Origin of the sequence: Neoaquamicrobium sediminum (genome assembly GCF_013240295.1) — a bacterium.
Taxonomy (GTDB): Bacteria; Pseudomonadota; Alphaproteobacteria; order Rhizobiales; family Rhizobiaceae; genus Aerobium; species Aerobium sediminum.
Map to the genome: position 1 here is coordinate 1 of NZ_JABETK010000004.1, position 12,532 is coordinate 12,532.

At 63.9% G+C, this 12,532-nt stretch carries 7 protein-coding genes and 4 pseudogenes; 1 reads left to right on the forward strand and 10 read right to left on the reverse strand.

The window, feature by feature from the left end; genetic code table 11:
• The 6 genes and pseudogenes from HK436_RS31900 to bcoG all read right to left on the reverse strand — a co-directional run.
• Positions 1–149 (reverse strand): annotated as a pseudogene (locus tag HK436_RS31900) (carnitinyl-CoA dehydratase); the annotation flags it as partial.
• A gap of 4 nt (positions 150–153) precedes the next feature.
• Positions 154–2,324 (reverse strand): annotated as a pseudogene (locus HK436_RS25935) (acetate--CoA ligase family protein).
• Positions 2,324–3,154: a DUF2161 domain-containing phosphodiesterase gene (locus tag HK436_RS25940; protein ID WP_244649456.1), complete on the reverse strand. Its 831-nt coding sequence runs from the start codon at positions 3,152–3,154 to the stop codon at positions 2,324–2,326. The pseudogene HK436_RS25935 and the gene HK436_RS25940 overlap by 1 nt, the downstream one beginning before the upstream one ends.
• Positions 3,066–4,229, reverse strand: coding sequence for an acyl-CoA dehydrogenase family protein (locus HK436_RS25945; protein WP_173194579.1), 1,164 nt, complete (start codon positions 4,227–4,229; stop codon positions 3,066–3,068). Before HK436_RS25945 ends, HK436_RS25940 begins: the two co-directional genes overlap by 89 nt.
• Positions 4,230–4,233: 4 nt before the next feature.
• Positions 4,234–5,310: a 3-hydroxyacyl-CoA dehydrogenase NAD-binding domain-containing protein gene (locus HK436_RS25950; RefSeq protein WP_173194580.1), complete on the reverse strand. Its 1,077-nt coding sequence runs from the start codon at positions 5,308–5,310 to the stop codon at positions 4,234–4,236.
• Positions 5,311–5,338: 28 nt separating this feature from the next.
• A complete protein-coding gene (bcoG, locus tag HK436_RS25955) occupies positions 5,339–6,256 on the reverse strand; it encodes a 3-dehydrocarnitine:acetyl-CoA trimethylamine transferase BcoG (RefSeq protein WP_173194581.1) in 918 nt (305 codons plus the stop codon).
• Between the two features lie 76 nt (positions 6,257–6,332).
• Here bcoG and HK436_RS25960 point away from each other — a divergent pair.
• Positions 6,333–7,309: pseudogene (locus tag HK436_RS25960) on the forward strand (GlxA family transcriptional regulator).
• On the opposite strand, the pseudogene HK436_RS25965 reads toward HK436_RS25960, so the two are convergent.
• The 4 genes and pseudogenes from HK436_RS25965 to HK436_RS25980 form a co-directional block, all read right to left on the reverse strand.
• Positions 7,306–8,966: pseudogene (locus tag HK436_RS25965) on the reverse strand (ABC transporter ATP-binding protein). The pseudogenes HK436_RS25960 and HK436_RS25965 overlap by 4 nt on opposite strands.
• Positions 8,966–9,790 carry an ABC transporter permease gene (locus HK436_RS25970; RefSeq protein WP_173194582.1) on the reverse strand — a complete coding sequence of 275 codons (825 nt, stop codon included), beginning with the start codon at positions 9,788–9,790 and terminating at the stop codon, positions 8,966–8,968. The pseudogene HK436_RS25965 and the gene HK436_RS25970 overlap by 1 nt, the downstream one beginning before the upstream one ends.
• A gap of 12 nt (positions 9,791–9,802) precedes the next feature.
• Positions 9,803–10,762: an ABC transporter permease gene (locus HK436_RS25975; protein ID WP_173194583.1), complete on the reverse strand. Its 960-nt coding sequence runs from the start codon at positions 10,760–10,762 to the stop codon at positions 9,803–9,805.
• 14 nt (positions 10,763–10,776) lie between these two features.
• Positions 10,777–12,363, reverse strand: coding sequence for an ABC transporter substrate-binding protein (locus HK436_RS25980; RefSeq protein WP_173194584.1), 1,587 nt, complete (start codon positions 12,361–12,363; stop codon positions 10,777–10,779).
• Positions 12,364–12,532 lie beyond the last annotated feature (169 nt).

The following is a 12,532-nucleotide window of genomic DNA, read 5'->3' on the forward strand; positions in this document are numbered from 1 at the left end:
GCGACGCGCAACGCGGGATCGTCGCGAAAAGCCTTGAAGGTCTCGCCCATCAGCCGGCTGGTTGCGAGGTCAATCGCGTTCGCCTTGGGCCGATCCAGCGTAACCTCAAGGATCGCCCCGTCCCGGCGGGTCTTCACCACATCGCTCATTGATCTACTCCCTTGTCACCAGCAACGCGTCGGCGATCCAAGCGCCATCGCCTTCCGCGCATACGATCAGCGGGTTGATGTCCAGTTCCTCGATAAATGCCGCGTTATCGACCGCGAATGCGGCTATCCCGGCAACCGCATCCACGGCTGCGCCGAGATCCGCCTTCGCCCGCCCGCGATAGCCGTCGAGCAACGGAAAGAGTTTCAGGCCGCGTAGCGCCTGCTCGATCTCCGAGCGCGAGGCCGGCAGCAGCAGCGTCACCGAATCCTTCAGCAACTCCACCAACACTCCGCCAGTACCCACGGTCATCACCGGACCGAAAAGCGGGTCACGCGTTACGCCGACGATCAGCTCGCCGACACCGCCAGCAATCATACGCTCGACATAGACCTGGCCTGAGTGACGGAGCAGCTCGGCTGCAACCGTCTGCACCGAGCCGGAGTCGTTCAGGTTGAGCCGCACCGCACCATGTTCGCTCTTGTGCGCAAGCCCCAGAGCCTTCACCGCAACCGGATAGCCGATCTCGTTCGCGGCGGCGGAAGCTTCCTCCACTGTCGTGGCCGCCCGCCCGGCAGGCACCGGCAGTCCGCACGCGGCAAGCGCCGCCTTGGCTGCGGCTTCGTCGGGCTGTGATCCGGCAGGCGTTACCAACTGAGACGACGCAACCTTCGGTTCAACACTGCCAACCCTCGCCTGGTGAGTATGACAAATGGCCTGCGTGGTCGCGGGCGCAGGTATGTCGATGTGCAATCGCCCACCCCCAACAGGCGAATGCGCAGGCCGCCGCCATGCCTCCCCGATGAATGCGGCAGCCTCCGCCGCATCCAGCGCTTCGGCAATCCCCGAAAGCGGAACGATGCCGCGCGCGAGCAGCCCTGCGCAGTAGTCTTCCGGCAGGTTTTCCGGCAACGAGGCAACGATGGCGCCCGTTGCGCCGTTGGCCTTCAGTGCTGCCTCGAATGCGTTGACCGTTGGCCACCAGTCCGTGTCCGAGCAGCGGTCGACGCGCGGGAAGTCGAGCACCAGCATGTTGAGATCGAACCCACCGGCCACGAAAGCGGTGAACGCCGCCGACATGGCCGGTTCGTCGTTCCAGATGAAGGTGTGGTAGTCGAGCGGATTGGCGACCGCTACCAGCGGCCCCAGCGTGGCGCTGACTGCATCTTTATGCGCTGCCGACAACGGCGGAAACGAGATGGCACGGCCATGTGCGGCATCTGCCATGACCGAAGCTTCGCCGCCCGAGCAACTCATGGACGAGAGGCGGGGACCGGGAAGCGGCCCTGCCGCATGCAGCAGTTTCAGTGTTTCCAGGAAGGACGGGATCGTGTCGACCCGCGCGACCCCGAGCCGTTTCAGAAAGGCCTCGGACGCGGCATCCGACCCCGCAAGAGATGCCGTGTGCGACACCGTCGCCGCCCTTGCCTGTTCCGACCGGCCCACCTTCATCGCCACGATGGGCTTGCTGAGTTCGCGCGCTCGCGCCGCGAGCTCCTCGAAACCGGCAACCGAATCGAAGCCTTCGATGTGAAGGCCGAGCGCCGATACCCTGTCATCCTCGATGAGGCCCAGTGCAATTTCGGACAGGCCGGTCTGCGCCTGGTTTCCCGCCGTCATCAGATAGGCGATGGCCAGCCCCCGCCGCTGCATCGTCATGTTGATGGCGATGTTGGAAGACTGGGTGATGATCGCAACGCCACGCTCGCCATCTTCGAGCCTGCGTCCACCATGCTGGTCCGGCCACAAAGGCGCACCGTCGACGTAGTTGATGAGCCCGTAGCAATTGGGCCCGATCACCGGCATGTCGCCCGCCGCATCGATCAGCTCGCCATTGAGGCGCACGCCATCGGCATCGTCCGCCGATTCTTGAAGCCCGACGCGAAGCAGACCGCACCGCCGGCACCACGCAGGGCAAGTTCCTCCACCATCTCGACCGTCAGGTATCGGTTGACGCCGATGAACGCCGCATCGGGAGTGCCCGGCAGATCGGCAATCGAGCGATAGGCTACGATGCCGCCAACCTCGTCCTTGGAAGGATGGACCGGCCATATCGCGCCGGCGAAACCCATTTTCAGGCACTCGCGCACGACATTGGTGCCGAAGAAGCCGCCGCCGATCACGGCGATCGAAAGTGGCCGCAACAGGCGTGACAGATTTCGACTGCCAGCCCCCATCATGCCACCCCTTTCGCTTCTACTGCGCCCGCTTCCGGCAATTTCGAGGAAAGCCGTTCGATCTCCACCGCATAGGCGGTCAGCGCGCTGGAACCATTCGGGCTCAGCGCATAGATCCCGGTCTGGAGACGTTCGAACCATCCGTAGTGATTATCCGCCATCAGCCGTCGCGCATGGACGATGCCCGTCACCTGCGCGACTAACGCCGCCTTCGTCGGCCCCAGGCGATCGAGCAACGCGAGGCACAACAGCGCCTCCTGCCGGTAGGCGGTCACGAGATTGCGACGTGTCATACCGCCGGTGTTGGGGTCACCAACGAGCCGCGCGAACTCCCGCAGCAGGCGCGCCTTGCGTGGTTTCGACTGGCGCGGCCTGTAAGGTTCGGGATCGCAATGGACCTCGACGAACTCATCCTGCAGACGCACGGTGATAAGGCCCAGCCCCAGCCGGCGGCACAGTTTCCGGTTATCCGCTAACGCCTTCAGAAACGGGCGTCCGGACCCGCGCGGTACGGCGATATAGACGACATCCGTAATCGCCTGCCGCTCAATCGCCTGATGGAACAGCGAAAGAGAGAACCCCGCCTTGAGCTCGACGACGACCGGCTCCTCACCGTCGCGCATGGCGACCACATCGGCGGCGCCCACCTCACCCTTGACCGTATAACCCTGCCCTTCGAGCAGGCGCTTGACCGGCAGATAAAGGTCGCTCTCCCTGATGCCGCCTCGGGCCATTCCGTCTTTATCCCCCCACTTCGCGCAGCAGCGCCCGCGAAATGATGTGCCGCTGGATTTCGCTCGTACCTTCCCAGATACGTTCAACACGCGCATCGCGCCAGATACGCTCCAGCGGCAGCTCGTCCATAAGGCCCATGCCGCCATGGATCTGGATCGCCTCGTCGGCGACGAAAGCCAGCATCTCCGTCGCCTTTAGCTTGGCCATGGCCATGTCCTGATCGGTCACCGTACCTGCATCGTATTTCCAGCCTGCCTCAAACGTCAGCAGGTTCGCCGCCTTCAGCTCCAGCGCCATGTCGGCGAGCTTAAAGGAGACGCCTTGGAATTTGCCGATCTGCTGCCCGAATTGCTGGCGCTGCGCTGCATAGTCGATGGCGTGGCCAAGGGCCCGCTCCGCACGGCCGAGGCAGGTCGCAGCCACCTGGAGCCGCGTGGCGCCGAGCCAGGAGTTCGCGACATCGAAACCTTTGTGCACCTCACCGAGCACCTGGCTCGAGGGCAGCCGGCAATCGTCGAACTCAAGCACCGCGTTGGTATAGCCGCGATGCGAGACGTTGCGGTAGCCGTCGCGTACGGTGAAGCCGGGCGTGCCCTTGTCCACGAAAAACGCCGTGATCTTCTTGCGCTTGCCGCGTGGTGTGTCTTCCTCGCCGGTCGCCATGAACACGATGGCGAAACCGGCGATGTCGGCATGGGAGATGAAGTGCTTGGTGCCGTTGAGCACCCAGTCGTCGCCATCCTGCCGGGCCGTCGCCTTCATGCCCCGCAGGTCCGAGCCCGCGCCGGGCTCCGTCATGGCGAGACAGTCCCAAGTCTCGCCGCGCATGCATGGATAGAGGTATTTTTCGCGCTGCTCGGGCGTGCCGGCAAGCAGGATGTTGGACGGCCGCGCCACGCAGGTCCAGTGCAGCGCATAGTTGGCGCGCCCGAGCTCCTTCTCGTAGAGCAGCCACGTCAGCGTATCGAGCCCGGCACCGCCGACCTCCTCAGGCATGTTCGCGGCGTAGAGGCCGGCGCGAATAGCCTTTTCCTTGATCTCGTCGATCAGCTCTCGTCGCAGCACGCCGGTGCGTTCCACCTCGGCTTCATGCGGATAGAGTTCGTTTTCCACGAAGGCGCGCGTCGTCTCGACGATCGCGCGTTGTTCCTCGGTGAGGTCGAAATTCATGGCTTCACTTCTTCTTCGCCTTGTCGGCCTTTTTGGGCTTCGTGGCCTTGGCCTTCTCGGCCGCCTTCGAAGCCTTCGGCTTGCGGGCCAGCTTCGACAGCTTCCTCGTATAGTCGTTGTGGAGTTCGCCGGCGCCCCAGCCCTTGCCCTTGTTCTGCTTGCCGAGCGCTTCCATGATCGCGACCAGATTGTCGTCACGGATCTTTTCGAGCTCGCGGATCGACCAGCGGTCGGACTGATCGTCCGACTGAGTGGCAATCAGGTCGACCAGCTCGTCGTTGAATTCCGGCACATCCATCAGCTTCGTCCACGGCCAGGAGAGGCACGGTCCGAACTGTGCCATGAAGTGGCGCATGCCGGCCTCGCCACCGGCGATGCGATAGACCTGGAACATGCCCATCTGCGCCCAGCGGAGCCCGAACGAATAGCGCATGATGTCGTCCAGCTCCTCGACGGTGCAAATGCCGTCCTTGATGAGCCAGAGGGCCTCGCGCCACATCGCCTCCAGCAGCCGGTCGCCAACAAAGGCCTCGATCTCCTTGCGGATGACCACCGGCTTCATGCCGATCCCGGCATAGTGTTCGCGCGCGAGTTCGATCGCTTCCGGCCACGTCTGCTCGCCGCCGACGATCTCGACCAGTGGCAGCAGATAGACCGGATTGAACGGGTGCGCGACGACCAGCCGCTCTGGGTGCTTCTTCATCGCAACCGCCATATCGGTCGGCTTGATGCCCGAGGTGGACGACCCGACAATCGCCGATGACGGCGCATGCGCGTCGATTTCGGCCAGCACCCTGTGTTTCAGCTCCAGCCGCTCCGGCACGCTTTCCTGAACGAGACCGGCATCGGCGACCGCCTCCGCGATCGTCTTGGCGTAGGTGATTTTGCCTTCCTTCGGAAGCCCGTCGGGCAGCATCTTCCTGTAAGCCCGGCGCGCGCCTTTCAACACCTCGCCCACTTTGCGGTCGGCTTCGGGATCGGGATCGTAGATGGCGACGTCGATGCCGTTGAGCACCAGGCGGGCCACCCAGCCCGCGCCGATCACACCGCCGCCGATACATGCTGCCTTGTTGATGGTCATTTCATCGCTCCGAGCATCCAACGAACCATCAGGCGGCAACCGGCGCCCGCTTGGTGAGGTTCAGCTTCTCCCGCACTTCCTGCGGTCCGATCACGCGCGCGCCCATATTCTCGACCACGATCACGGCACGCTCGACAAGCTGCGCATTGGTCGCAAGCACGCCCTTGTCCAGCCAGAGATTGTCCTCAAGCCCTACGCGCACATTGCCGCCGGCCAGCACGGCGGCCGCTACATAGGCCATCTGATGACGGCCAAGCGCAAATGCCGAGAAGGTCCATCCCTTCGGAACGTTGTTCACCATCGCCATGAAGGTGTTGAGGTCGTCCGGCGCGCCCCAAGGCACGCCCATGCAAAGCTGCACCAGCGCATCGGGCTCGAGCACGCCTTCCTCGACAAGCTGCTTCGCGAACCAGAGGTGACCCGTGTCGAACGCCTCGATCTCTGGCTTGACGCCCATCTCCGTCATCATGCCGCCCATGGCGCGCAGCATGCCGGGCGTGTTCGTCATCACGTAGTCGGCCTCGGCAAAGTTCATCGTGCCGCAATCAAGCGTGCAGATTTCAGGCAGGCACTGGCGCACATGTTCCACGCGCTCCGAAGCGCCGGCCATGTCTGTACCGCCCGGCTTTAGCGGCAGCGGCTGCTCTGTCGAGCCGAAAACCATGTCGCCACCCATGCCGGCGGTGAGGTTGAGAACGACATCGACCTCGGCGTCCCGGATGCGCTCCGTCACCTCGCGGTAGAGCGCGATGTCGCGCCGCGGAGCGCCGGTCTCGGGATCGCGTACGTGGCAGTGCACGATTGCGGCACCCGCCTTCGCGGCATCGATTGCAGCATCGGCAATCTGCTTCGGCGATCGCGGCACATGCGGACTGCGGTCCTGCGTGCCGCCCGAGCCGGTCACGGCGCAGGTAATGAAGACGTCGCGGTTCATTGCCAGCGGCATTTGAGCCTCCCTTTTCGTTTCTCCACAGAATGCCCGACTTGCATCGAACCGCTTCACAATTTACGAAGTAAGATTGATGAAAAACGAACCGCAAACGATCTTTCAACCGGACACGCGCCCGCTGAAACTGACGTTCCTGATCTTTACGGGTTCGTCGATCATGTGCCTCGCATCCGCCATCGACCCGCTTCGCGCAGCCAACCGCATCGCGGGCGCGAGGCTGTTCGACTGGTCGATCGTCTCGGCCGATGGCGGAGCGCCGGTCACCACCGCCGGCTTGCCGGTCGCCGTCGAAGGCCGTTTCGACCCTGCCGCCAATTCTGATGTTATCGTGGTCATCGGGGTTTCGGTGCCCGCTTTCAGGCCAGCTCCACGCTCGTGGCCGCCCTCCGACGCGCCGCAGGCGCCGCGCGTGCAATCGGCGGGGTTGAGGCAGGCACATGGCTGCTCGGTCGCGCCGGCCTGCTGCAGGGTCGCGCCGCCACCACGCATTGGGAAGACCTGGAAGATTTCGCGGTCGCTTTTCCCGAATGCGATGTGCGGCCGGACCGCTATGTGATCGACGGTCCCATATTTACCGCCGGCGGAGCCTCGCCCGTTTTCGACCTGATGCTGCATCTCATCCGCACGCGCCTCGGCATCGCGGTAGCGCTCGATGTGGCGAGCGTCTTCATCTACGACCAGGCCCGCGCTGCGACCGATGCGCAGCCGCTGGTTTCGCTGGGCCGGCTAGACGGCTACGATCCGCGGCTCGCGCAGGCGATACGGCTGATGGAGGCCCATGTCGAGCGTCCGTTGACCGTGGCAGCCATAGCTAGGCGCGCAGGCGTCACAGCGCGAACGCTGGAGAAGGTTTTCGCAACCGCTATCGGCGAGACGCCTGGCGCCTACTATCTGCGGCTGCGTCTCAACGCCGCCCGGCGCCTCGTGCTCGATACGTCCGAGCCCATGACCGACATTGCCGCGCGTACCGGCTTCTCGAGCGCGGCCGCATTCAGCCGCGCTTTCTCGACCGCCTTCGGCAAGGCACCGAGTCGCATGCGCGCGGGCTAGTTGCCCGCGCTCGCCATGCGCCGGCCGCCGATCGCCTTCTCCAGCCAGCCAATTTCCATCTCGGGTACCGAGGAGAGCAGGAGGTCGGTATAATCGTCGAAAGGCGGCGCCAGCACCTCGCTCTTCGAGCCGTAGCGCACGACCTCACCGCGATACATCACCGCGATGGAATCGGCGATCGACTTCACCGTCGCCAGATCGTGGGTGATGAACAGGTAGGCGACGTCCTCCTCGGCCTGCAGGTCGAGCAGCAGCCGCAGGATGCCGTGCGCCACCAGCGGGTCGAGCGCGCTGGTCACCTCGTCGCAGATGATCAGCTTCGGCTTGGCGGCGAGCGCGCGGGCGATGCAGACACGCTGCTTCTGCCCGCCCGACAGTTCGGCCGGATAGCGGTCGGCGAACCCCTTGCCCATCTCGATCTTGTCGAGCAGTTCGGCCACCGCCGCGTCTCGCTCCCTGCCCCGCATGTTGAAGTAGAATTCCAGGGGCCTGCCGATGATCGTCGCCACGGTCTGGCGCGGGTTCATCGCCACGTCCGCCATCTGGTAGATCATCTGGAGTTCGCGCAGGTCGTCGCGGGTGCGCTCGCGCAGCGCGTTGGAAAGCGTGCGCCCGTTGAACGTGATCGACCCGTTCTTCGGAGGCAGCAGGCCGGTGATGGCACGGGCCAGCGTCGACTTGCCGGAGCCGGACTCGCCGACCACCGCCAGCGTCTGGCCGGGGTGGATGTCGACCGAAACGTTCTTGAGAACGTCCATCCCGCCGCCATAGCTCGCCGTCACGTTCTGCACCGAAAGTACCGGGCTGGCGCTCGGCGTCTTCTCCTGATGCTCGATCTCGTGCACCGACACCAGCTTGTTGGTATATTCCTGCCGCGGCTCCTTGATGATCTGGCGCGTATCGCCCCATTCGACCAGCTTGCCGTGGCGCAGCACCATGATCTGGTCGGCGACCTGCGCAACCACGGCAAGATCGTGCGTGATATAGAGCGCCGCCACGCCGGTATCGCGGATCGCGTCCTTGATCGCTGCCAGAACGTCGATCTGCGTCGTCACGTCAAGCGCGGTCGTCGGTTCGTCGAAGACGATGAGATCGGGTTCCGAACACAGCGCCATGGCGGTCATCACGCGCTGGAGCTGGCCGCCGGAAACCTGGTGCGGATAGCGATTGCCGATATTGTCCGGGTCGGGCAGGCTGAGCTTCCGGAACAGCGCACGGGCGCGCTTCTCGGCCTCCGCCCGCGTCGCCGTCCCATGTTCCACGGTCGCCTCGACCACCTGGTCCATCAGCTTGTGCGCCGGATTGAACGCGGCTGCGGCGGACTGCGCCACATAGCAGACCTCGCGCCCGCGTATCTTGCGGATGCCGCCTTTGCCGGCCTTGAGGATGTCGCGCCCATTGAGCACGACCTCGCCACCCGTGATCCGCACGCCGCCGCGCCATAGGCCATGGACGACAGCCCGATGGTCGACTTGCCGGCACCGGACTCGCCGATCAGCCCCAGTACCTTGCCACGCTCCAGCGTCAGGGAGACGCCGTGCACGATGGTCACGTCCTTGGGATCCTCGCCGGGCGGATAGACGGTCGCCTCGATCTTCAGATCGCGAATTTCGAGAAGCTTGCCGTCGTGCTGTTTCTTCACCGCTGCCTTGGCCATTATCCACGGCCTCCCTTGAGGCTCGTCGTACGGTTGAGCACCCAGTCGGCGACGAGGTTGACGGAGATGGCGAGCGCGGCGATCGCAGCCGCCGGGATCAGCGCGGCGGGAATGCCGAACACAATGCCCTCCTTGTTTTCCTTGACCATGCCGCCCCAATCGGCTTCCGGCGGCTGAACGCCGAGACCGAGGAAGGACAGCGCCGACAGGAACAGCACCGCGTAGATGAAGCGCAAGCCGAGTTCGGAGACCAGCGGCGACAGCGCATTCGGCAGGATCTCCCGGAAGATGATCCAGCCCATGCCCTCACCACGCAGTTTGGCGGCCTCAACGTAGTCCATGACATTGATATCGACGGCAACGGCGCGCGACAGGCGGTAGACGCGTGTAGAGTCCAGAACGCCCATGACGAGGATCAGTGTCAGAACCGTCGACGGCAGCACCGAAAGCACGACGAGACCGAAGATCAACGTGGGGATCGCCATCAGCAGGTCCACCAGACGCGACATGATCGTGTCGAACCAGCCGCCCGTCACCGCCGCCGCAAAGCCGAGGATGGCACCCAGCGAAAACGACAGCGCTGTCGCCATGGCCGCAATGAACACCGTGGTGCGCGCGCCGTAGATCATCCGCGAAAGCAGGTCGCGACCGAGATTGTCGGTGCCGAGCCAGTATTGCGACGACATCGGCTCCCACACGCCGCCGACGATCTGCGCCTTGCCGTAAGGCGCGATCCACGGCGCGAAGATCGCCGAGAAGACGAAGAGGCCGGTGACGATGAGACCGACCCATGCGCTCGGCGTGATATTCTTGAGATCAAACATGTCCGGCCCCGCTCACTTCGGATGCCGTAGGCGCGGATTGGCCACGATGGCCGCGATGTCGGCGATGATGTTGAGCCCGATATAGACGGCCGCGAAGATCAGCCCCACGGCCTGAACCACCGGCACGTCGCGCTTGGTGACGTGATCGACCAGATATTGACCCATGCCCGGATAGACGAAGATCACCTCGATCACGACGACGCCGACGACGAGAAACGCCAGATTGAGCATCACCACGTTCACAATCGGCGCGATCGCGTTCGGGAATGCGTGGCGGCGAATGATGTCGAGCTGCGACAGCCCCTTCAGTTCCGCAGTCTCGATATAGGCTGACTGCATGACGTTGAGGATCGCCGCACGCGTCATGCGCATCATGTGCGCGAGAACGACGAGGGTAAGCGCGGTTGCCGGAAGCGCGATCGCTTTCATCCTCTCCAGGAAGGGCATGCCGTCATAGACGGTCGAAATGCCAGGAAACCACTGCAGCTTAACCGCGAAGAAGAAGACCAGCAGGTAGCCGACGAAGAATTCCGGCAGCGAGGTCGAAGCCAGCGCGAAGCCGGAGATCGCCTTGTCGACCGGCCCGTTGCGATACCGAACCGCGAGCAGGCCGAGAATGATGGCCAGCGGCACCGAAACGGCCGCAGCCCAGAAGGCAAGGAACAGTGTATTCCAGAGCCGCCCTCCGATCGCCGTGGCGATATCCTGGCGACTGGTCATGGCCGTACCGAAGTCGCCGGTGACCACACCACCCAGCCACTGGAAATAGCGCACGATTGCCGGCTGGTTCAGCCCGAGCTCCTCGCGCAGGTTGGCGAGCGCTTCCGGCGTGGCCGACTGGCCGAGAATGGCCTGCGCCACATCGCCCGGCAGAATCTGCGTTCCGGCGAAGATCAGGACGGAAACGGCCAAGAGGAGAAGGATGCCCAGCGCGATGCGCTGGGCAATGAGTTTGAGAATGGGTGACCCCATGTGCCTGCCCCCGGTCAGGCCATCAGCCAGCACTTGGAAAGTGCATAACCACCCATCATTTCCTGGTTGCCGTCATTGACCCAGCCGCCGACCTTTTCGGACGTCGCGTCAATGAAGTCGTTGAACATCGGCACGATCACGCCGCCCTCTGCATTGAGCATGACGTTCATGTCACGGTAGATCGCCTTGCGCTTGGCTTCGTCGAGTTCCGAGCGCGCCGTGAACAGCATCTTGTCGAAATCGTCGCGGAAGAAGCGGGTGTCGTTCCAATCCGCGGTAGACAGATAGGCGGTCGTGAACATCTGGTCCTGCGTCGGCCGGCCACCCCAGTAGGATGCCGAGAACGGCTGGACGTTCCAAACTTCGGACCAGTAGCCATCACCCGGCTCGCGGCGGATGTCGATGGTGATGCCGGCGGCCGCAGCGCTCTGCTGATAGAGCTGCGCCGCGTCGACAGCGCCCGGGAACGCGACGTCCGAGGTCCGCAGCAGGACGGGACCCTCGTGACCCGACTTCTCGAAGTGGAACTTCGCCTTGTCCGGATCGTAGGTGCGCTGCTCGATATCGTCGGAGAACAGCGGATAGGACGAGTTGATCGGCGTGTCGTTGCCGATCGAGCCGTAGCCATGCAGGATCTTCTCGACCATCTCCTCGCGGTTGATGGCGTATTTCAGCGCCAGCCGCAGGTCGTTGTTGTCGAACGGTGCGGTGTTGCAGTGGGCGATGAACACGTAGTGCCCCTTGCCCGCCACGTTGCGGATTTCCACGCCGGGCACCCGGCTGATCATGCTGACGATGCGCGGCTCGACGCGGTTGATCATGTGCACCTGGCCGCCCTGAAGCGCGGAGGTGCGGGCCGTGGCGTCGTTGATTACGATGATCTCGATCTGGTCGGCAAAACCGCGATCCTCGCGCCAGTAGTTGGCGAACTTCTCGCCGACATGGCGCACGCCCGGCTCGTTCACGGCCACCTTGTATGGACCCGTGCCGACGCCTTCTGTCGGATTGTCCTTGCCGCCGTTCGGCTGGATCATCAGGTGGTAGTCGTCAAGCATGTACGGAAGGTCGGCATTGCCTTCCTTGAGTGTGATGATGACCTCGTTGCCGCTCGCGCGGACGTCCTCGATGCCGCGCATGATGCCGAGCGCACCGGACTGCGAGTCCTCGTTGGAATGCCGCTCGAGCGTGGCGACGACGTCTTCCGCCGTAACCGTCTTGCCGTTGTGGAACTCGACCCCCTGCCTGATCTTGAATGTCCACTGCTTGGCGTCATCGGAGGCGCCCCATTCCTCGGCGATGCAGGGCTCGACGGTGCCGTCGGGCGATAACTGCACCATCTGCTCGCCCCACTGGCGGCCGAACTTGTAGGGCACCTGGCTCTGCCAGGACGCGGGATCGAGGCTGTTGGTGGATTCGCCACCCTGCATGCCCGCCTTGAGCACACCGCCGCGAACCGGCTCCTGCGCATGCGCGGCGCTGGAAAGCAGCGAGCCGGCGAAGGCGGAGCTCACGCCCAGTGCGGCAGCACGCCCGAGGAAGTCACGACGGCTCAGCTTGCCGGCGGCAACCCTGCGGCTCAAATAGTCGAGTTCATTTGACATGTATTATGGTCCTCGCTCCTCTGGGGGTGTCGTTCTGATATCCGGGCATCACTGCACGTGCCCAGCTTTCGCCATAATGAGGGCAAGTCACGACATCCGACAAGACAATCTGCGACATTACTTGGCGCAATTGTTGCGCCATGACTGTCACAATGATGTGTGGGCATCA